General features: G+C 72.9%; 15 protein-coding genes. 5 read left to right on the forward strand and 10 right to left on the reverse strand.

From position 1 onward, the window contains the following. Positions 1–27 precede the first annotated feature (27 nt). Positions 28–1,383, forward strand: a complete 1,356-nt coding sequence (locus tag ACTWQF_RS04305; protein ID WP_443277172.1) for a PspC domain-containing protein — start codon at positions 28–30, stop codon at positions 1,381–1,383. An 86-nt stretch (positions 1,384–1,469) separates the two neighbouring features. Continuing rightward, a complete protein-coding gene (locus tag ACTWQF_RS04310; RefSeq protein ID WP_443277567.1) occupies positions 1,470–2,111 on the forward strand; it encodes a LuxR C-terminal-related transcriptional regulator in 642 nt (213 codons plus the stop codon). Between the two features lie 81 nt (positions 2,112–2,192). On the opposite strand, the gene ACTWQF_RS04315 is transcribed toward ACTWQF_RS04310, so the two are convergent. The 4 genes from ACTWQF_RS04315 to ACTWQF_RS04330 form a co-directional block, all read right to left on the reverse strand. Next, on the reverse strand, positions 2,193–3,032 hold the full coding sequence (locus ACTWQF_RS04315; protein WP_443277173.1) for a polysaccharide deacetylase family protein: 840 nt from the start codon (positions 3,030–3,032) through the stop codon (positions 2,193–2,195). A gap of 96 nt (positions 3,033–3,128) precedes the next feature. After that, on the reverse strand, positions 3,129–3,680 hold the full coding sequence (locus ACTWQF_RS04320) for a hypothetical protein (protein ID WP_443277175.1): 552 nt from the start codon (positions 3,678–3,680) through the stop codon (positions 3,129–3,131). Beyond that, positions 3,677–3,973 (reverse strand): helix-turn-helix transcriptional regulator, encoded by a 297-nt coding sequence (locus ACTWQF_RS04325; RefSeq protein ID WP_443277177.1) that lies wholly within the window; start codon positions 3,971–3,973, stop codon positions 3,677–3,679. Before ACTWQF_RS04325 ends, ACTWQF_RS04320 begins: the two co-directional genes overlap by 4 nt. A gap of 67 nt (positions 3,974–4,040) precedes the next feature. After that, the gene (locus ACTWQF_RS04330) at positions 4,041–4,976 is read right to left on the reverse strand and encodes an NADP-dependent oxidoreductase (RefSeq protein ID WP_443277179.1); all 936 of its coding nucleotides are present in this window, start codon (positions 4,974–4,976) and stop codon (positions 4,041–4,043) included. A gap of 163 nt (positions 4,977–5,139) precedes the next feature. Here ACTWQF_RS04330 and ACTWQF_RS04335 point away from each other — a divergent pair, with 163 nt between their 5' ends. Continuing rightward, the gene (locus ACTWQF_RS04335) at positions 5,140–6,438 is read left to right on the forward strand and encodes a LuxR C-terminal-related transcriptional regulator (protein WP_443277181.1); all 1,299 of its coding nucleotides are present in this window, start codon (positions 5,140–5,142) and stop codon (positions 6,436–6,438) included. A gap of 84 nt (positions 6,439–6,522) precedes the next feature. Continuing rightward, positions 6,523–7,701 (forward strand): hypothetical protein, encoded by a 1,179-nt coding sequence (locus tag ACTWQF_RS04340; protein WP_443277183.1) that lies wholly within the window; start codon positions 6,523–6,525, stop codon positions 7,699–7,701. Between the two features lie 139 nt (positions 7,702–7,840). Here the strand turns inward: ACTWQF_RS04340 and ACTWQF_RS04345 are convergent, their stop codons facing one another. Together ACTWQF_RS04345 and guaA are read right to left on the reverse strand one after the other, a co-directional pair. Then, complete coding sequence (locus ACTWQF_RS04345) at positions 7,841–9,028, reverse strand: hypothetical protein (protein WP_443277185.1); 1,188 nt, start codon at positions 9,026–9,028, stop codon at positions 7,841–7,843. A 98-nt stretch (positions 9,029–9,126) separates the two neighbouring features. Next, the gene (gene guaA, locus ACTWQF_RS04350; protein WP_443277187.1) at positions 9,127–10,713 is read right to left on the reverse strand and encodes a glutamine-hydrolyzing GMP synthase; all 1,587 of its coding nucleotides are present in this window, start codon (positions 10,711–10,713) and stop codon (positions 9,127–9,129) included. 291 nt (positions 10,714–11,004) lie between these two features. Between guaA and ACTWQF_RS04355 the strand changes: the two genes are divergently transcribed. Further along, the gene (locus tag ACTWQF_RS04355; protein WP_443277189.1) at positions 11,005–11,307 is read left to right on the forward strand and encodes a chorismate mutase; all 303 of its coding nucleotides are present in this window, start codon (positions 11,005–11,007) and stop codon (positions 11,305–11,307) included. 697 nt (positions 11,308–12,004) lie between these two features. Here ACTWQF_RS04355 and ACTWQF_RS04360 read toward each other — a convergent pair. The 4 genes from ACTWQF_RS04360 to ACTWQF_RS04375 form a co-directional block, all read right to left on the reverse strand. Next, complete coding sequence (locus tag ACTWQF_RS04360; protein ID WP_443277190.1) at positions 12,005–13,891, reverse strand: GMC oxidoreductase; 1,887 nt, start codon at positions 13,889–13,891, stop codon at positions 12,005–12,007. Between the two features lie 110 nt (positions 13,892–14,001). Then, complete coding sequence (locus ACTWQF_RS04365; protein ID WP_443277191.1) at positions 14,002–15,636, reverse strand: succinic semialdehyde dehydrogenase; 1,635 nt, start codon at positions 15,634–15,636, stop codon at positions 14,002–14,004. A gap of 105 nt (positions 15,637–15,741) precedes the next feature. Continuing rightward, entirely contained in the window at positions 15,742–17,397 is a 1,656-nt protein-coding gene (locus ACTWQF_RS04370) for a serine/threonine-protein kinase (protein ID WP_443277193.1), read from the reverse strand. A 58-nt stretch (positions 17,398–17,455) separates the two neighbouring features. After that, complete coding sequence (locus ACTWQF_RS04375; RefSeq protein ID WP_443277195.1) at positions 17,456–20,656, reverse strand: protein kinase; 3,201 nt, start codon at positions 20,654–20,656, stop codon at positions 17,456–17,458. Positions 20,657–20,829 lie beyond the last annotated feature (173 nt).

The raw sequence follows: 20,829 nt of genomic DNA on the forward strand, positions 1-20,829 counted from the left end.
CTGCGCCCGCCGTGTGACGATCGGAACATGACAGCGCCCGCCTCGCCCGCCCCCGAGGCGGCCTCGCAGGGACCCGGACCCGGAGCCGTGTCCTCGGAGCCGCCGGCCGAAGAACCGCCCCTGCGCAAGCTCTACCGCAGCGCGGAGGGCCGGATGCTCGGCGGGGTGGCGCGCGGACTCGCGGGGCACCTGGGGCTGCCCGTCTCCTGGGTGCGGATCGTCTTCATCGCGCTGAGCCTCGCCAACGGCCTCGGAGTGCTGCTGTACGCGGCGTTCTGGTTCGTGGTGCCGCTCGGTACGGGCGGAGTCGGTGCCGGGCACCGCACCGGAGCGGCAGGGCTGTCCGAGGCCGTCACCGACCGCGACGGGCTGCGCCGCCGCATCCTCCGCAAGCCCGACAAGGGCCAGCTCATCGCCGTCCTGGCGCTGATCGTCGCCATCTTCATCACCGCGGACAACCTCCAGTTCGGCGCCGCCAACACCTATCTGTGGCCCGTCGTCCTCATCGGCATCGGTGTCGCACTGGTGTGGCGCCAGGCCGACAACTCCCGCCGCGCCCACTGGGCGGCGGTCAGCCGCCGTACGCGACTGCTGCCGATCGCGCGCAGCGCGGCCGGTGTCGCGCTGGTCGCCGTGGGCGTGACCGGCATCGTCGTCGTCCAGGGCTCGGTCAGCCATCTGGGTTCGGTCCTCCAGGCCGCGCTCGCCGTGCTGGTCGGCATCGCGCTGATGGCGGGCCCGTATCTCGTACGGATGATGCAGGACCTGTCCGAGGAACGGCTGATGCGCATCCGCGCGCAGGAGCGGGCCGAAGTGGCCGCGCACGTCCACGACTCGGTGCTGCACACCCTCACCCTGATCCAGCGCAACGCCGACAAGCCCCGCGAAGTGGCCCGGCTCGCCCGCGCCCAAGAGCGGGAGCTGCGTGCCTGGCTCTACAAGCCCGCCGACGCCTCCGGTGCGGCGGCCGAGGAGGAGGACGAGCCCAAGACTCTCGCCGAGGGGGTCAAGGCCACGGCCGCCGAGGTCGAGGACCACCATGGGGTGCCCGTGGAGGTGGTCTGCGTCGGCGACTGCCCCCTCGACGAGGCGCTGGGCGCCCAGCTTCAGGCCGCACGCGAGGCGATGGTCAACGCCGCCAAGTACGGTGGCGAGGGCGGCGCCGTACAGGTCTTCGCCGAGGTGGAGGGTCGTACCGTCTTCATCTCCGTACGGGACCGCGGGCCGGGCTTCGATCCGGACGCCGTCCCGGAGGACAGGATGGGCGTACGCGAGTCCATCGTCGGCCGGATGCGGCGCAACGGCGGCACGGCCCGGCTGCGCACCGCACCGGGCGAGGGGACAGAGGTCGAGCTGGAGATGGAGAGGGCGGCGGAGTCGTGACGGACGGGTCGAACGAGGCGAGCGGCGGGACGGGCCGGGCGGGCGAGCAGCGGAATACGGACGCGGGCCGCCGCGTCCGGGTCGTCCTGGTGGACGACCACCGCATGTTCCGCGCTGGCGTACAGGCGGAGATCGGCCGCACCGAAGAGACGGGCGTGGACGTGGTCGGCGAGGCGGGCGACGTCGACCAGGCGATGACGGTCATCGAGGCCACCCGCCCCGATGTCGTCCTGCTGGACGTCCATCTGCCGGGCGGCGGCGGGGTGGAGGTGCTGCGCCGCAGTGCCCCGCTGATGGGCGATGTCGAGCAGCCCGTGCGCTTCCTCGCGCTGTCCGTCTCGGACGCCGCCGAGGACGTCATCGGCGTCATCCGCGGCGGCGCACGCGGCTACGTCACCAAGACGATCACCGGCGACGACCTGGTCGGCGCCATCTTCCGGGTCGCGGACGGCGACGCCGTCTTCTCCCCCCGCCTGGCGGGCTTCGTCCTGGACGCCTTCGCCTCCACGGACGCCCCACCGGTCGACGAGGACCTCGACCGCCTCACCCAGCGCGAACGCGAGGTCCTGCGCCTCATCGCCCGCGGCTACGCCTACAAGGAGGTCGCCAAGCAGCTGTTCATCTCCGTCAAGACAGTCGAGTCCCACGTCTCGGCCGTCCTGCGCAAGCTGCAGCTCTCCAACCGCCACGAGCTCACCCGGTGGGCGACGGCACGGCGGCTCGTCTAGAAGCAGCTGGCGCAGAAGGGGCACGAAAGCGCGCAGCAAACCGGCACGTCCGACAGCTGGCCGGGCCGGGCGGCGGCCGGTTCACAACTGGGGGCGGACGCAGGTGTAGCCGTGGGCCCGGAGGAGCGGCAGGTAGCGGTCGACGGCGGCGACCGTCTGGTGGCGGGGGCCGCCGCCGTCGTGCTGGAGGACGATGGCGCCTGGGGTGGCCCGGTCGGTGACGGCGCGGACGATGCGGGCGGTGCCCGGACGGGTCCAGTCGTGGGTGTCCACGGACCAGCCCATCGGTTCCATGCCCAGGTCGGCGCAGACCTTGAGCGAGGGCGGGTGCCAGGCTCCGTAGGGGGCACGGCACCAGCGGGGCGGGGTACCGACGACCCGGTCGATCAGTTCACTGGTGCGGCCCAGGTCGTCACGTACGTCGGACGGGCGCATCCGGGTCAGAGTTCGGTGGGCCCAGGAGTGGTTGCCCACCACATGGCCGTCGGCCGCCATGGCGTTCAGCAAGCCCGGGAAGGCGGCGGCGTTCTCACCGACGACGAAAAAGGTGGCCTGTACGTCGTGGCGGCGCAGTACTTCGAGCAGCCGCGGAGTGTGCTCGGGGTGCGGTCCGTCGTCGAACGTGAGGGCCAGCACGCGCCCGCCTGCGGCTGCCGGGAGGGTTGATTCCGCCCGGGTGTGGACCGGGGGGTGGGCTGCCGGTTCGCCCATGGAGGTCTCGCCTGCGAGGGGGCGAAGGCGGTAGCTGTCGGGGGCCGCGCCACCGGGAGCGGGCTCCCCGCCGCCACTGCCACCGCCACCGCTACCGGCGTCTTCGCCGGTGAGTGCGGTTACGCCGACGCCCACGATCCCCGCCGTACCGACGCCGAGACCGACGCACAGCAGAGCCCTGCGCGAAACAATATGACTATCGGATCGCATGACCTCTGGTTAGCACCGACACCAGGCGGACCCCGGGAGCCGCGCGCGGCAATTCCCGGAGTCCCCTCGAACGGCCCAGCTGTCCCGCGCCGCCGTTCAGGCCGGCTCCGCCACCTCGTCGTCCTCCGGCTCGTCCTGCACCCGCAGGGCCGCGATCCACAGCGGCAGCAGTCGGTGCAGCGCCCAGACGACCAACCCGGTGGCCGCGAGCGGGACGGCGAGCTCGGCCAGGGAGGTCTCGGCGAGCCAGGCGACGTAGAAGCCGAGCAGCGCGGCTGTCATCACCCAGGAGTTGATCCGGTACGCCCTCGCGTGCACCTCGCCGCGCTCGGCCACCTGGCGCTCGTCCAGCACCCGTTTCCGCAGCTCCAGCAGCCCGCGGGTCATGGAATTGAGGAAGCCGGTGAGCGGGATCCAGGCGAGCAGCGCGGCCAGCAGCCCGACCAGGGGCCACGGTGATGCCCAGGCGTAGGAACCCACCATGCCCGCCAGTCCGACCGCTGTCGTCACCACGTGTGCCACCACGATGCGGCGCCGTGCCCCGCGGGTGGCGTGATAGCGCTTGACGCGGGCGTCGTTCATCGTCTTGAGCAGCCATGTGTCGTAGCCCGTCGCGGACGGGCGCGAAGCAGGAGCGCTGAAGCTCATGTGGTGGTCCTCCCCGTGTTGCGTGCGGTGGTGCCGGCCGTGTCCGGGGCGCTGCCCGGGCCGTACACCTCGTCGGTGAGCGGGCGGAACGGCTCCAGGGAGAACAGGGCCTCCACCGGCAGCCGGAAGTAGGCGGCGATGCGCAGCGCCAGGTCGAGGCTCGGGTTGTACTGCCCGCGTTCGATGTAGCCGATCGTCTGGTAGTGCGCGCCCACCGCTTCGGCCAGCACCTGTCGGGACACCTTCCGTTCCGCCCGAACGACCGCCAGCCTGTTGTGTACGTGCTCGCTCATGTATAAGGAGTACTACATCTGGGAGCACATCCGCAACACCGACGGCTACCGAGAAACTGTCCGTCGGTCACCGCACGACCAGCACCAACTTCCCCCGGACATGTCCCCGTTCGCTCTCCCGCATCGCTTCGGCGGCCTCCGCGAGCGGGTAGAGGCGGTGCACCGGCAGCCGCAGTCCGTCGGCGACATGGAGCGCGGTCGCCTCGGCCAGCGCCCCCGCGAGGTCGAGGCTCTCGCCGCCCTCCGCGAAGCGCACCCCGTGCCGGGCGGCCTCGGCGGGATGGGTGATGGTGACGACCCGCTCGGTGCCGCCCGTCAGCTCGATCGACGCCTCGATGGCTCCCCCTCGCCCCGCACCGTCGAGCGCCGCGTCCACCCCCTGCGGCGCGACGGCCCGCACCCGTTCGGCCAGACCCTCCCCGTAGGTGACGGGAACGCCGCCCAACTCGCGTATGTACGCGTGGTTGCGCTCGCCGGCGGTGCCGATCACCCGGATCCCGCGGGCGGCCGCCAACTGGAGGGCGAGCGTGCCGACACCACCGGCCGCCGCGTGCACCAGCAGGGTCTCGCCGGGCTTGAGGCCCAGCAGCGCGAAGCAGCGCAGCGCCGTCTCCGCGGCGGACGGCACCGCCGCGGCCTCGGCCCAGCCGAGCTGGTGGGGACGGCGGGCCAGGTTGCCGGCCTCGGCCAGCGCGTGCCGGGCATAGCTGCCGGTCAGCGTCCAGCCGAACACCTCGTCGCCGACGGCCAGTTCACCGGCGTCCGGCCCGACCGCCTCGACGATCCCGGCCCCCTCCAGCCCGGGCACATGCGGCAGCGGCAGCGGGAACAGCTCCTGCATCTCCCCTCTGCGGATCTTGCAGTCCAGCGGATTGACCGCGGCTGTCCGTACGGCCAGGCGGACCTGGCCGGGCCCTGGCTCGGGCAGTTCGACCTCCCGCGGGGCGAGGACGTCAGCGGCGCCGAAGCGGTCGAAGGCCATGGCGTGGGTGGTGAATGGCATGCGGAAGGTGCTCCCTCGTCGTTCAGGCAGTTCCGCACCGTCGGACGGACGGCGCCGCACCACTGTGTGCCCGGCAGCGCCGCCACCGGACCCGTCGTACGGCCGGTCGGCACCTCCCCCGACGACCAGGCACGCCCGCGCCGCACCGCCGTACGGTGGGCAGGTGGAACGCCGCTGGACGAGTACCGAGGACGCGCTGGCCAGGGTGACGGAGATCGTGGCCGCGCCGCTGCCCCAACTCCTGCACCGCACCTCGCAGGTGCTGCGCGGACTGGTACCGCACACCGCCGCGGCGCAGCTGAGCGAGGTGTGCGCGTACGCGCCGAGGCAGGCCGTCGGCACGGACAGCGCGCTTGCCGGCCGGATCACCTCGGCCGAACTGGGCCGGCTCGCGGTCCAGGTGCCCGTCGGCACGCCCTGGCAGGGCGAGGCGGTGCTGGCCGGCGGGCCCCATGCCGTGCTCGGCGTCGCCTCGGCCCCGCGCGGAAAGGGTGGCGCGCTGCTGGCCCTCACCGGTCTCGGCGCCGAACCGGCCCCCGTACCCGCCGACGTGCTGCGCACCGTGCAGCGCGTCTGGGACCTGGTGACCGTCTACACCTACCAACTCCACGCCGAGGCGTACCCGGAGCGCACCGCCGTCTCCCGCGCAGCGTCCGCAGCGCGGGCCACCGCCCTGGCGGAGCTGGCCGACGCCCACGGTGCGGCACTCACCGGCGTCCTCGCCGCGCTGCGGGCGCCCGCGCTCGACGACGCGGCAGCGCGTGCCACGGCCACCGAGCTGGCCGTCGAAGCGCTGGCTGCGCTGCGGCGGGCGCCGTACTGGAACCGCGAGTTGAGCGAGGAGCCGGCTGACGACGCCTTCCACCGCGCGGCCCGCGAGCTGCGTCCGCTCTTCCGCCACCACACGGCGCGGCTGGTGCTGCGCGCGCCGGGCAGTACGCGGTCCGTCCCGTCCGACGCCGCGCACACCGCACGCGCCGCCGTACGGGCCGCCACGCTGGCCCTGCTCGAGCAGGAGGGGGTACAGCGGGTGCACGTCGGGTGGTGGCTCGAGAACGAGGAGCTGCGGGCCGCCGTACGGGACGACGGCCCGGGGAGGCTGCGTGTCGAGGAGGCCGTCACCACGAACGCCAGCGAACGCGTCGCGGCGCTCGGCGGCACCCTGCATGTGGACGCGGTACCGGACTGGGGGACGACGGTCACGGTCACCCTGCCGCTGGCGCCCTCCACGCCGTTGCCCCGGCGCACTGCCGACAACGCTCCGGAGGGCCTGGACGCACTCCATCCGCGCGAGGTGCACGTACTGGAACACCTCGCCCTCGGGCGCCGCAACCGCGAGATCGCCGACGCGCTCGGCATCAGCCAGTCGACGGTGAAGTTCCACGTCTCCAACATCCTGGCCAAGCTGGGCGTGACCACCCGGGGCGAGGCCGCCGCACTGACCCGCGCCTGGGAGCACTGAGCCGGGCGCCCCGCACCAGACGGCTCCAGCCCGCAACAGACGGCCCCGCTCCGCATACGACAGCCGCCCGGGTAGTCTCGCCCGGTGTCTCTCCTCGGCCGGATACGCGGCGCCGTCCCACGGCGCGTCCTGTTGCTCATCGTGGGCGGCGTGCTGGCGCTCGCCCTCGTCGCCGTTCTCGTGCCTCTGCTCGTACTCGACGAGGACGACGCCGAAGCGTGCCGACAGGCGCCGGTTTCCGCCCGCGCGCAGGCCCGCGACCCCGAGCGGGCCGCGAAGGCGCTGGACCCTGGCCCGGACATCACCCGTACGGGACCGCTCAAGCGGCTGCTGCACACCACCGGCGCCCCACTGTGCGACGGCGCGGACGGTACACAGCTCGCGGGCCGCGCGCTCGTCGCGGCGACGACCGGCCGCACCGCCGACGACCAGCACAAGCCGGCGCGGCCACATACCGAACGGTCGGCACGCGTCGCGCACGCCGCCGTGCTGCTGCTCAGCAAGGGCCGGAAGCAATATCTGCCCGACTTCCCCCTCGGCCTGAACCCCTACCTCGCCCGGATGTTCGCCGCCTACATCCAGGACACCAGCAGATCGGTGGCGTACGGGGCGCCCCACGACTGGCAGCACCCCACCGCCACCGACGAGGAAGCCGAATTCGGGGACGGCAGCGGCAACTGGGCCACCCCCTTCCCCCACGGGCACGACGTGCACGTCGTCTTCCCGGAGTTCGAGAGGGCGCAGAAAGTGGTACGCCGGGTGGCCGCTTCGCCGCGCGCGTTCGCCATGCTGTACGACGCCGAACGGGCCCGGTTCGCCTGGTATCTGGAGCGGCTGACCGACGACGCGCAGGAGCCAGGCGACAAGCCCAAGGACGGCGTGATGTCCACCGAGATGGAGCTCGAGGAGAGCGCCACCCTCGTCGCCGAACTCATGGCCGCCCGCACGGTCGCCGTCAAGGAAGGACTCGCGCCCCCTCTCGCACAGTTCGACCGCGCGGTGCTGCGGCACACCCGCGGCCTCTACCACCCCGCCGACCACCAGGTACGGAGCCGGCCCTCGGCCGCCACCCTCGCGCAGCGCCGCCCCGACGCGTCGGCGGGCAGCGGGAAGCGGGCCGTCCAACGACTGATGGACGGCAGGGTCCAGCTCTTCGCGGTGTTCGACGCGTGGGCGCGGGACCGCGGCATACCCGCAGGCCGAGCCGAACGCCTCCGCATCCAGCTGGACACGCGGTACGCCAACTCCCTCAACCTGCTCTGACGCGTCCCCCGGAGGGGGCTGCGCCCCACAGGACGGCTGCGCCCCACAGGGGCGCGGGGAACTGCGCGCCAAGCCACGACGCACCCGCAGCCTGCAAGCATCAGGCAGGGGCACCCCCTCCCCAGCGGCCGACGCCGGATCAGTCCGCCGCGGGCAGCCGAAGCCGCGTACAGCCGCGTTCGGCGCTCTCCTTCTCGGCGAAGGACGCGAGTACCTCCCGCATGGCATCGCGGTCCAACAGCTCGCGGCTCAGCGTCCGCTGTCCGTCCGACTCGTCGTCCGGGCGGCTGACGGCGAGCTGGAAGCCCGCCGGCCGGCCACCGCACCGTGCCGTGGCCCAGCCGTTGTCGTCGGTGAGCCACGGCCGGGTCCGCGACTCGTCCGTGCGCGCGCCGCTGAGACCGGCCTGGCCGAACATCACCCGCTGCGACCATTCCCCGTACAGGCCGTAGAGCGTGATCACCGGGCTGTGTGATTCGCCGTCCTCGTCGCTGCCGGACGGCCGCACCACGCAACTGGTCATGGGGGCATGGCCCTTGGGGATCCGCAGGTCGACGGACCAGCCGGCGCCCTGGAAGGGGCCGCGGGCGAGCGCCGCACACGTCGTGCCCGCCGCGCGTCCGGTCGGTACGCCCTTGGGCTCGGCCTTCTCGGTGTCCTGCGCCGGGACGGGCAGCGGGTCGGTGTCGCACCCGAGCTTTTCGGCCGCCTTGTTGGCGACCGCCGCGCCCGCACGGACCAACTGGTGCGGCTCGGAGCGGTGTCCGGACAGCACATCGACCAGGAGCTGCCCCGGGTGCCCGGCGGCGTCCTTGCCGCGCCCCGGGCACTCGGGCATCAGCGTCACACCGGCCAGCCGGGACTCGAAGCCCGGCAGCCCGCCGGGGAGCGCCGCGGCCGGGAGTACTCCGTCGTCCCGGAACTCGCGTACCAGCTCGCTGTCGATGTCGTCCCGGCGGCTGTAGACGCGGACTTCGAGGATCCGCTCGCCTTCCTCGTTCGCCACCTCGCAGCTGTAGCGCCCGAGGCCGCTGTCGGTCTCGCTTTCGGACTCGGACAGATGCGCGTCGGCGTTGCCCGTGGTGGCACGCAGGGTGTCCAGACTGCCGTCGGGCAGCGCCCCGTCGCAGGCGCCCGACGCGATCACCTTGTCCTTGACGGTGGGTGTGAGGGCCCATCCCACGCCACCGAGCACCAGCACGCCGAGGCCGCACCACACGGCGATCCTCGTACGGCGGCGACGCCGGTCCGCGCGCTCCTGGAGGGCGCGCCACCGCTCACGTCGCTCGTCCTCGTCCGTCTGTTGCTGCTCCTCCGCATCCGACACCCCGGCACCGTATCCCAGCCCGGCTCACGGCCCGAACACACGTGTGCCCCGAACTCCGTGAGGAGTGCGGGGCACACAGCTGACTGCTCAGCGGGAGCTCACTCCCACTCGATGGTTCCCGGGGGCTTGCTGGTGACGTCCACCGTGACGCGGTTGACCTCGGCGACCTCGTTGGTGATCCGCGTCGAGATGCGGGCCAGCACGTCGTAGGGCAGCCGCGACCAGTCGGCCGTCATGGCGTCCTCCGACGAGACCGGACGCAGCACCACCGGGTGACCGTAGGTGCGCGCGTCGCCCTGGACGCCGACGCTGCGGACCTCCGCGAGCAGCACCACCGGGCACTGCCAGATGTCCCGGTCCAGACCCGCGGCCGTCAGCTCCTCGCGGGCGATGGCGTCCGCCTCCCGCAGCAGGTCGAGCCGCTCGCGGGTGACCTCGCCGACGATACGGATGCCCAGGCCCGGGCCCGGGAACGGCTGGCGCTGGACGATCTCGTCCGGCAGCCCGAGCTCCTGCCCGACCATCCGGACCTCGTCCTTGAACAGCTTACGCAGCGGCTCCACCAGTTCGAACTCGAGGTCCTCGGGGAGGCCGCCCACATTGTGGTGCGACTTGATGTTGGCCGCGCCCGTGCCGCCGCCGGACTCCACCACGTCCGGGTAGAGCGTGCCCTGGACCAGGAACGCCACCGGCTCGTCGCTGGGCGCCCCGGCAACGATCTCCGCCTGCGCCTGCTCGAAGACCCGGATGAACTCCCGGCCGATGATCTTGCGCTTCTGTTCCGGGTCGGAGACCCCGGCCAGCGCGTCGATGAAGCGGTCGGAGGCGTCCACGACCTTCAGCTGGACGCCGGTCGCTGCGACGAAGTCCTTCTCGACCTGCTCCGTCTCGCCCTTGCGCATCAGCCCGTGATCGACGTACACGCAGGTCAGCTGGTCGCCGATGGCCCGCTGGACCAGCGCTGCTGCCACCGCCGAGTCCACGCCGCCGGACAGCCCGCAGATGGCGCGCCTGCTGCCGACCTGCGCGCGGACCGCCGCCACTTGCTCGTCGACGATGCTCTCCGTGGTCCACGACGGGGACAGCCCCGCACCCCGGTACAGGAAGTGCTCCAGCACCTGCTGGCCGTAGGTGGAGTGCATCACCTCGGGGTGGTGCTGGATGCCGTACAGCTTCCGCCCGTCGTCCTCGAACGCCGCCACCGGGACCAGGTCCGTGGACGCCGTGACGGTGAAGCCCTTCGGCGCCGCCGAGCAGGCGTCGCCGTGCGACATCCACACCTGCTGCTCGCCCGGGGTGCCCTCGAACAGCGTCGAGGACGCCTTGGCGACGGTCAGCTGAGTACGGCCGTACTCCCGGCTGCCGGTGTTGTCGACCGTGCCGCCCAGCGTCGTCGCCATCAGCTGGAAGCCGTAGCAGATGCCCAGGACGGGGACGCCCGCCTCGAAGAGCTCGCGCTCGATCGAGGGTGCGCCCTCCGCGTACACGGAAGAGGGACCGCCGGAGAGGATGATCGCCTTCGGGTCCTTGGCGAGCATCTCGGCGGCCGGCATGGTCGACGGCACGATCTCGCTGTACACCCGCGCCTCGCGCACGCGGCGCGCGATGAGCTGGGCGTACTGCGCGCCGAAGTCGACGACGAGAACGGTGTCCGGAACGGTGCTCTCGGACGGGTTGGAAGCCACGAAGCTGATGCCTTTCGGCGGTGAGCGGGGGTTCACCACCGATGATAACGGTGCCCCTGGGTGGCCGATCCCGCCGCTGGAGGGGTGGCATACTGGGCGCATGCTCGTACAGAACGTGTGGTTTAGCTATGGCACCGGCCCGGCCGGCTGCCATGGTCGTCGTTCTGTGTGAGAGAAGCCACATACGAACTTCCCCCAGGCGCCCCGGGCCGGTCAGGCCCGGGGCGCCTGTGTGTGTCCGCCCGGGCCGCCGCGACCCGCGGGCTCCGTGAGCCGAGGAGCACGCAGCAGATGACTACGACGAGCACCAGCACCAGCACCAGCACCAGCACCAGCACCGAGGCGACGCCCGCGCCGGAGGCGTTGATCGCGGCCGAGCGCGCCCGTATCGACGCGCTCGACGCCCGCCTGATCGCGCTCGTACGCGACCGTATGGAGATCTCCGAGACCATCCAGCAGACGCGGATCGAGTCGGGCGGGCGGCGGGTGCATCTGTCCCGCGAGATGCAGATCCTCGACCACTACAGCGCCGCGCTCGGGGCGCCGGGCCGGGAGCTGGCCCGCACACTGCTGCGGCTGTGCCGGGGGCACTAGGCGTGGGGGGCTGCGCCCCGTCAGGGGCGCGGGACTGTGCTCATGTGCGGCTCCGCCGCGTGGGCGCACCCAGCCACAGCCGGGCCGCAGCCCGGGGACGACGGACAGGGGCACCCCGAGGGGCCTGGTGGGGCCCTCACCCGTACGGCGCGTGACCGCCCCGAAGGGGCTTCGTTGGACCCGGTGTCCCTGATCTCCGCCGGGCGCCCGGCGGCGAGCGGGGCGGCGTCACCGGAGCGATGAGACGCCCGTCCTCCCCGGGAGGGGAGACGCCGGGTGTCGTGGGACCTCGCTCCGGTGCTGTGACCGGACGGCAGGGGACAGCAGCCCGGTCACGACAGCGGCCGGTCCCGGGGACGCTCTGGGCCGGCCGCTCCGCGGCTCTCCAACCCTTCACGGTCCTCCCGGTGCGGCGCACCGGCCCCTGCCGCGTCTTTGCCAGAACCTGAAAGTCCCTCTCCGTCGAAATGGTTGCGCGGGGCGCGGCGTATCCACCACGATGCAGAGAGTCGACGAGCAAACCACCTGACCACAAGGCCAGTTGGTGGACCGTGGCAGAGTTCTGCCATTGGTTCGACCAATCCGGCGGCGCTTCCCCCCGGCGCCGCCCTCAGCACAGGCGCTGCCCTGACGCCGGTGCTGACCCGAGGGCCCCGCGGCTGCCGCCACCCACCCGGTCGGCGCCCGGGGCCCTTCGTCACGCCCTCTCCTCCTCCGGCACGGCCGCCCTCTCGTCGGCCTGCGCCGTCGCCCGCTCGCCGTCCGATTCCGCCGCACTCGCCCGCTCGCCGTGCGACACCGTCACGACCGGCAGCCGCAGCGCCCCGAAGGCGCGTTCAGGCACCGCGGGCCGGGCCGGGGCGACGGGCTTCAGCCGCTGGTAGTCGGCGTCCTGTGCGGGGCGCGGGTCCTCCTCGCCGTTGTTCGGCCAGAACGACATGGCGCGCTCGGCCTGCGCGGTGATGGTGAGGGACGGATTGACGCCGAGGTTGGCGGAGACCGCGGAGCCGTCGACGACGGAGATGCCGGGGTGTCCGTACAGCCGGTGGTAAGGGTCGATGACACCGCGTTCGGTGCTGTCGCCGATCGGGCAGCCGCCGAGGAAGTGGGCGGTGAGGGGGGTGCCCATCAGCTCGCCGACATTGGTGCCCGGGAAGCCGTTGATCTCCTCGGCGAGCGCGCTCGCGGCCTCGGCGCTCTCGGGGATGTGCACGGGGTTGGGCGCTCCATGTCCCTGCCGTGCGGTGAGCATGCCCTTGCCGAGGCCCTTGTCCTTCCGGTAGGTGGTCAGCGAGTTGTCGAGGGTCTGCATGACCAGCCCGATGATGATGCGCTCCGACCATTTGCGTGCGGACAGCGAGCGCAGGAAGAGCGCCGGGTGGCGCAGGCAGGTGACGACATGGGCGAGCGCGCGCGGCAGCAGGGTGTTCTGCCGTACCTGGAGCGTGGTCAGGGCGCTCATGGAGTTGGAGCCCTTGCCGTAGCGCACGGGCTCGATATGGGTGTTGGCGTCGGGGTGCACCGAGGAGGTGATGGCGACGCCCTTGGTGAAGTCGAGTTCGGCGTCCTTGCCCCACTTGTTGCGGTACCGGCGCGGCACCGTCTGCGCTCCGACCAGCGCTTCGGAGTTGGTGCGGGTCAGCTCGCCCAGCCGCGGCGAGAGCCGTGGGAGGGTGCCGGCGTCCTTCACGCGGTGCAGCAGCTTCTGGGTGCCGTAGGTGCCGGCGGCCAGTACGACGTGCCGGGCGCGCAGGATGCGGGGCTTCCCGCCGCGGCGCTTGTCGGTGCGGACGGTCAGCACTTCGTAGCCGTCCGCATCGGTGCCCGGGGTGCGCTCCCGGAGACCGACGACGGTGGTCAGGGGGCGGATCTCGGCGCCGGCCCGCTCCGCGAGGTGCAGGTAGTTCTCGTTGAGCGTGTTCTTGGCGCCCCTGCGGCAGCCGGTCATGCACTCGCCGCACTCCACGCAGGCGGTGCGCTCGGGGCCCGCGCCGCCGAAGTACGGGTCGGGGACGCTCTCGCCCGCGGCTGCCCGTACCGTGCCGTCGGCGTCCTCGCCGTCGCCGAAGAAGACGCCCACGGGTGCGAGGTGGAAGGTGTCGCCGTAGCCCAGACGGTCGGCTGCGGCCTTCAGGTGGACGTCGGAGGGGGTGGTGGTGGGGTTGAGGCGGACGCCGAGCATGCGCTTGGCCTGGTCGTAGTAGGGCGCGAGTTCGGCCTGCCAGTCGGTGATGTGACCCCACTGACGGTCCTCGAAGAACTGCTTGGGGGGCACGTAGAGGGTGTTGGCGTAGTTCAGCGAGCCGCCGCCCACTCCGGCGCCCGCCAGGATCATGACATTGGCGAGCAGATGGATGCGCTGGATGCCGTAGAGGCCGAGCGAGGGCGCCCACAGGAAGTTCTTCAGGTCCCAGGAGTTCTTGGGCAGTTCCTCGCGGGTGAAGCGCCGTCCGGCCTCCAGTACGCACACCCGGTAGCCCTTCTCGGTCAGCCGCAGCGCCGAGACCGCGCCGCCGAAGCCGGAGCCGACGACGACCACGTCGTAGTCGAAAAGCGCCTGGGCCACGAATACCTCCGGTTCCACGGTGAGGGGGTCCGGGGCGAAGCCCCCGAACCTGTTCCCGCCGCAGCGGCGACAAGCCACGACGGCGTGGGTACGGCGGCTTCAAGAGCACCGAAGCCACCGGACAGGCGTCAGCGAAAGCGGAGCGCCTTCAGCGCCTTGAGGGAGCGGGACATGAACGCGGCGTACGCCTCGTCGCTCATGCCGAACGACGGTGCCATCGGCAGCACCCGCTGGTGCGCCACCGTCTGCGGCTCGGTGTACTTGAGGATGCCCTCCGAGCCGTGCCGGCGGCCGAGTCCGGAGTCGCCCATGCCGCCCATGGGAGCCTGGGCGCTGCCGTAGGCGGAGGCGTACCCCTCGTTGACGTTGACGGTGCCGGTACGCAGCCGGGCCGCGATCTGACGCGCCCGGCGTCCGTTGCCGCTCCACACGCTGGAGTTGAGCCCGTAGGAGGTCGCGTTGGCGAGTTCGACGGCCTCTTCCACGTCCGAGAAGCGGTAGACGGAGACGACGGGACCGAAGGTCTCCTCGCCGCACACGGTCATCGCCGGCTCGACGCCCTCCAGCACGGTGGGCTCGTAGAACAGCGGACCGACGTCGGGGCGCGCCCTGCCGCCCGTCAGCACGGTGGCGCCCTTGGCGACGGCGTCCTCGACATGCTGCTCGACGGTCTCCAGCTGCCGCTCGGAGACGAGGGAGCCCATGTCGGCGCCGTAGGCCAGGGACGCGCCCAGCCGCATGGCGCGGGTGCGGGCCACGAAGCGCTCCAGGAAGGCGTCGGCGACCGACTCGTGGACGTACAGCCGCTCGATGGAGATGCACAGTTGCCCGGCGGAGGAGAAGGCGCCGCGCACCGCGCCCGCCGCGGCCTTGTCGAGGTCGGCGTCCTCCAGGACGAGCATCGCGTTCTTGCCGCCCAGCTCCAGGGAGCAGCCCACCAGACGCGCCGCGGCCCGCCGGGCGACCTCTCGCCCGGTGCGGGTGGAGCCGGTGAAGGAGACGTAGTCGCCGCGGTCGGCGACCTCGGGGCCGACCACCGGGCCCTCGCCGAGCACGACCTGCCACACATCGGCGGGCAGCCCCGCCTCCACGAGCAGGTCACGCGCCCACAGCGCGGTCAGCGCGGTCTGGGTGTCGGGCTTCATCACGACGGCGTTGCCCGCGACGAAGGCAGGCAGCGCGTCACCGACCGACAGCTCGAAGGGGTAGTTCCAGGGCGCTATCTGGCCGATGACACCGCGCGGGTGACGCAGTTCGGTGACCTTGGTCAGCGTGGGTATCGCGCCGGTGTGCCGCTTGGGGCGCAGATACGAGGCGGCCTTGCGCCCGTAGTGGCGAGCGGCGACGGCAACCGCCTGCACCTCCTCGTGCGCATGCAACCGCGCCTTGCCGGTCTCCAGCTGAATGAGGTCCAGCACCTCCGACTGGCGGGCCAGCACGAGGTCGTGGAAGCGCAGCAGCACCGCGGCGCGCTGCCGCACCGGGGTGGCGGCCCAGTCGCGCTGCGCCGCGCGGGCCTTCTCGAAAGCGGAGGCCACGTCCTCGGGTGTGGACTCGGGCAGCTCGGCCAGCACCTCCCCCGTGAACGGGGAACGGCTGCTGGTCTTGCCGCTGCCCACCACACCGCGGGCCAGCGCGGCGACGAGGGCCGGGGTGACCACATCGGCCGCCGACCGGGCCTTGTCCGGTGCCTCGGCCACCGGGTTGCCGGGGGTGCGCGCAGTACTCGACGTGGGGCGGGTGCTGTCCTGCGAGTCCGTCATGCGAGCGAGCGTACGACTACCGACGCGGGCTCGTATACCCAGCGGTAACCGCTTTTCACGGAATCTGCCAGTGATTGCTGGCAGAACGATCTGCGGACCGTCCGCCTACAGATCGTTGATCTTGAGGGACTTCTTCGCCTCCTGGTAGACGGCTTCGCCGTCCTTGCGCGACTTGCCCGCGGCGGGCATGTCCGCGTACAGCCGCCAGCGCTCGCCGTCCTCGTTGACGAAGACCAGCTCGTGCCGGAACTTCTTGGGCTCCTCGGGCTCCCCGACATCGGTCTTGGGCCGGTAGGTGGTGGAGATCTCGGCCGCTTCCTTGCCCTGCTGCTTCGCCTCGGTGACCCGGGAGACGACCTCCACCATCGTCTCGATGTAGGACTCCTCGGCCCCGTCCTCGTAGAAGCTCTTCCAGGAGTTGGCCTCGACCAGGGAGTTCTCCTTGACGTCCTGGCTGCTGCGGCTCAGCTTGAGGGATACGACGTTCCCCGGGTCTGTGTAGGTCACCTCGTCCTCGTTCGCGCTGCGCTTGTAGTCCTCCGGCACCGCGAGGGACGCCCGCACCCGTGCGTCCTCGTTCCGCGTCTTGTAGCCCTCCGGTGCCTGATCGGCGGTGTAGACGAAGAACAGCGCCAGCGCCGCGGCGATCGCGACCACCACACCGCCCGTACCGAACTGCCACCCGCGGCTGGTCCGCAGCTTGCCGAAGAAGCCGCGCAGCACGCGGGCGAGGGCGTTGCCGCCGTCCGGGCCCGGCACCGACCGGCGCGACTGCTGCGGCGGGCGGGCCACTTCGGCGAGGGTCTGCCGGATCTCCGCAGCGTCGGGACGCAGCCCCGGCTCCTTGCTCAGCAGCCGGGTGAGCAGCATCCCGAAAGCGCCGGAGCCGCTCAACGCGCGTGCCGGCCGCTGCGGTTCGGAAGAGAGCACCGCCTGCAGGGTGGCGGGGCTGTTGGAGCGGCGGAACGGCGAGACGCCCTCGACCGCCGCGTACAGCACCACTCCCAGCGACCACAGGTCCGACTCCGGGCCCGGCCGCTGTCCCAGCACCCGCTCCGGCGCCACGAACTCCGGGGAACCGACGAACGCGCCGGTCTCCGTGAGCCCCTGCTCGCCCTGGACCTTGGCGATCCCGAAGTCGGTGAGCACGACCCTGTCATAACGGCCCAGCAGCACGTTGTCCGGCTTCACATCGCGGTGCAGCACGCCCTTCTCGTGCGCGGCGTCCAGCGCGCCCGCGACGGCGAGCCCGATCCGGGCGGCCTCGCGGACATCGATGGTGCCCTCGCCCAGCACATCGGCCAGCGAACGCCCCTGGACCAGTTCCATGACGATCCACGGCTGCTCGTCCTCCACCACCACGTCGTGGATGGTGACGACGGAGGGGTGATCGATCTGCGCTGCCGTACGCGCCTCACGCCGCATCCGCGTGTACATCGTCTCCCGCTCACGCGCGGAGAGATGGCCGGGCAGCCGCGGCTCCTTGACGGCCACGTCCCGGTCCACCACCTCGTCGTGCGCCCGCCACACGGTGCCCATACCGCCGTGCCCCAGCCGACCCGTGAGGCGGTACCGGCCGCCGATCAGACGTCCGGCGCCCGGGTCGCCGCCGGCCGCGCCCGACGGGGGCGCCGCGACCTCGGTCGGCTCGTACGAACGGGGAGCGGGAGCGGGGGCCTCCGGTTCGGGCGGGCCGGGCTGTCGTGGTGGCTGCAACCCGTAGCTGGTCGACTCGTCCAACCGGTCCCCCTCGTTCATCATGCGCCCACCTTTACCCGCCTGGCAGCGCGGTCGCCAGTGGGTTCACGCAGCTGTGACGTCAGGGAGCGCGGGTGACGCGGTAGGTGTCGGCGACCGCCTCGAAGTGCCGGTCGATGTCCGCCTTCTGGCTCTTGGAGCCGAGCACGAGCAGCACGTGATAGCGACCGCCCAGGATCATCGCCCGGTTGCGCGCGTACACCTGACGGCCGCCGTCCTCACGCCAGCTGAAGGTGCCCTCGGCCATCGCCGTGTCCCCCACGTCGATACGCCGGAGCCCGCCGGTGCTCGCCCAGTCGGAGGCACGGTAGGCGGACAGCTCCGGCTCGTCCTCGCTCTGGTAGGCCATCGGGTCCTTGCCGAACTTGCCCGTGCTGTCCCGGCCGTTGACGACGACCATCTCGACCTCGCCGCCGTTGTAGCGCACTTGTCCGCGCCCGGTGGCGGAGCGGCGGTCCCACTCCTTCGGCACGGCGATCCGGAACCCGGCGGGGTCGTTGCTGATCCGGTAGCCCTTGGGGGCCTTCACGGACTCGTCGCTCCGGTCGTTGCCGTCGCCCTCGTCGCCGGGCTTGCTGCCGTTCCTGTCGCCGGGCTTGCTGCCGTTTTTGTCGCCGGGCTTGTCTTCGCCGGACTTGCCGTCACCCGTCGGCTCCGGCGCCGGTTCGGACTTCTGCTCCTCGGGCACCACCACCGAGCCCTTCTGGGCGCCCTTCCCTCCCCCGTTGTCCGGCAGGAACAACGCGACGAAGGCCACCGCCGCCGCCATGCCGAGCAGTATCAGCGCCAGGACCAGCAGCCCCAGGCGCCGCGGGCCGCCGCGCTTCGGGCCACGGTGCCGCTGCACCGGCTCCGCGACCGGCTCGGCCTGCGGCTGCTGCCGCTCGCGGCGCGGCTCGGGGCGCGGGGGACGGTCAACTGCCGCTGCCCGCCTGGCCCGCCGGCGCCTGCGCACCAGTTCGCCGCGCCGCCGGACGATCGGCAGCCGGCGGGGGTCGGCCGGGCCACCGGGGTCCAGGGTGAGCGGCGCTGTGACCGTATGCAGCCCGACGTCCGGCTCCGGCGCGGAGCGGATGATCGACCGCAGCCAGCCCCGCAGCTCCTCGAAGTCCGGCCGCTCGGTGGGGTCCTGCCGCATCAGCGACTCGACCACCGGGCGCAGCGGCCCGCAGTCCTCCGCGAACGCGGGCGGCTCCGCGCACACCATCTGCACCAGCTCGGCCGCGCTGTCCTCGGGATAGGGGGCGTGACCCTGCACGGCGCGGAAGAGCAGCACGCCCAGTGCCCACAGATCGGCGGCCGGGCCCACGGGCGGGGCCAGCCGCCAGTTGTCGTACACGGGCCCCGCCTGCTCCGGTGCCCAGCGCTCGGTGACCGGTCCGACGACCGTCATCCGGGCGTGCCGTGCCCGCTCCGCCGCGAGCGCCGTCGCCGGTCCGCGATAGCGGCCCGCGGAAGCGTCCGCACCGCCCCAGGGCGCGCCGTCGTCCGGGCCGACGGACGGCTCCCGGTCGGCGGAGGCTTCGATGCCGGGGCCGGTGCCGGTGCCGATTCCGGGGCCGATTCCGGGGCCGATTCCGGGGCCGATTCCCGTGCCGGTGCCGGTTCCACTGCCGATCCCCGTACCGGGGCCGATTCCCGTGCCGGTGCCGGTTCCCGTACCGGTGCCGGCTCCCGTGCCGTACGCAGTGGTGGGCTGCCCGGCGGGCTCGTCGGTGGGTTGCTCGGCCGGCTCCCCCGCGGGCTGCTCGCGGTGGGGTTCGCCGCGGTCGGTCGTCCAGGGGGCGGGGAGGCTGCGGTCATCGGCGGACCGGGCGCCGGGCAACGCCGTGGGCCCGTCGGCGGTCCCGGGTCTGTGTCCGCCGGCCGTGCCGGGGCCGCGTTCCGCGCCGGTCCGGCCGTACGGCGGGGGCGTGCCATAGGGGCCCGCCGCGTGCGGGCCGTAGATCTCGTCGCGCTCGACCTCACGCACACTGCCGTTGGCCAGTGTGCCGGGCAGCACCTCGTCCTCGTCGGACGGCAGCCAGCGCACGTCGTCGTCGAGGGCGTGCGTGGGACCGGCGCCGCCTTCCTCCTCGGCGTCCTGCCCGGCCGGACCGCCGCCCGGAGCGCCGGCCCACCAGTCGGGTGCGGGCGGGCGCCGGGCACCCTCGTCCCCGTCCTGGGGGCGCCCCTGGGGGCGCCCGGCGTCCCGGGTGTCGGCGGCGGCGCGCTGGGCGCCCTCGCGGTACGCGGCGATCGCGCCACGCCGCGCGGCCCGTGCGGAGAGGTCATCGTTCGGGCCCTCCCGGCCGGGGAGGCCCTGCCCGCGGGGTCCGCGTACGTCCTCCTCCGGCTCGATGCCCTCGAAGCCGAAGATGCCCCTGCGGCGCTCCTCCCCGCCGTACGGGTGGGGCCCGAGGCCGTCCCCCTCGTCCCGCCGCGCCTCGAACGAGCCGCTGTCGCGCGGGGTGAAGCCCTCGGGCAGCCGGTGACCGGTCCACGTCGCGGGTGCCGGCCCGCCGTGGCCCGGCCGGTGCGGCGCGTCCGGATGCGCGGGACCGCCGGCGCCCTCGGCCTCCTGACGGGACCGGGGCGCGAGGCCGGCCGCGGAACCGGCCGCCTGTCCCGGCCCGGTGGCGGTCTCAGGGCCGTCCGGCAGAGGCGGGGGCAGCGGGTCATAGCCGCACAGCGCCTCCTCGGCGGCCCCCACCGCGAGGCCGGTCAGCAGCGCCCGCCCGTCCTCGCAGATGAGTACGGTGCGGGCGGTCACGTTGTGGTGCACCCAGCCGTGCGCATGCACGATGCGCAGGGCGGCGAGCAGATCGGCGGCGATCTCGGCGGCGCGGTGTGCGCCCAGCGGCCTGTCGGCCAGCAGTGAGGCGAGGGGCCTGGCCGGCACCGACTCGCTCACTATCCACAGCCCGTCGTCCTCGACGAAGACGTCGAAGACCTGGTCGAGCCGCGGATGGTCGGGCAGCTGTGCCGCGGCGACGGCAGCCTCCATCGCCCTGCGCACCGCGGGGTCCGCCGGGCGCCGTACCGGCTGCCCGCCTTGCCCGCGCGGGCCGCCGTCCGGACCCCGGCCGGGAGTGCCGTAGCCGTCGTCGACCACCTCTGCCTCGACGACCTCGGGCAACGGCACCTGGCGGACGAGGACTTCCTGTCCGCTGGCGGTGTCCCAGGCCAGGGACTCGGCGAGTTCGTACGCGTCGGCAGGCGGCAGGGGCAGGCGGTAACGACCGGCCAGCAGCCGGCCCGCGTATCCCGCGTTCTCCTCCACGACGCCCTCCCCACCGCGCACGAGACCGCCAATTCCGTTCTGTTTCCGTCTTCTTGCGGATAGCTACGATCCGCGTCCTTCACGATACGTCCGGGAACCGCCCGCGTCACCGCGCGGCGGCTGCCGCAGTGGCCCGTGCCGGGGCGCGCCGCATCATCGCGGTGGAAAAGGGG

Source organism: Streptomyces sp. 8N114 (assembly GCF_052245835.1).
GTDB lineage: Bacteria > Actinomycetota > Actinomycetes > Streptomycetales > Streptomycetaceae > Streptomyces.

What these genes read in the sequence shown, in the direction of transcription:
- ACTWQF_RS04305 (WP_443277172.1), top strand. Translation starts at nt 28, where the DNA reads ATGACAGCGCCCGCCTCGCCCGCCCCCGAGGCGGCCTCGCAGGGACCC.
- ACTWQF_RS04315 (WP_443277173.1), bottom strand. Translation starts at nt 3,032, where the DNA reads ATGCGATCCGATAGTCATATTGTTTCGCGCAGGGCTCTGCTGTGCGTC.
- ACTWQF_RS04320 (WP_443277175.1), bottom strand. Translation starts at nt 3,680, where the DNA reads ATGAGCTTCAGCGCTCCTGCTTCGCGCCCGTCCGCGACGGGCTACGAC.
- ACTWQF_RS04325 (WP_443277177.1), bottom strand. Translation starts at nt 3,973, where the DNA reads ATGAGCGAGCACGTACACAACAGGCTGGCGGTCGTTCGGGCGGAACGG.
- ACTWQF_RS04330 (WP_443277179.1), bottom strand. Translation starts at nt 4,976, where the DNA reads ATGCCATTCACCACCCACGCCATGGCCTTCGACCGCTTCGGCGCCGCT.
- ACTWQF_RS04355 (WP_443277189.1), top strand. Translation starts at nt 11,005, where the DNA reads ATGACTACGACGAGCACCAGCACCAGCACCAGCACCAGCACCAGCACC.
- ACTWQF_RS04365 (WP_443277191.1), bottom strand. Translation starts at nt 15,636, where the DNA reads ATGACGGACTCGCAGGACAGCACCCGCCCCACGTCGAGTACTGCGCGC.
- ACTWQF_RS04370 (WP_443277193.1), bottom strand. Translation starts at nt 17,397, where the DNA reads ATGATGAACGAGGGGGACCGGTTGGACGAGTCGACCAGCTACGGGTTG.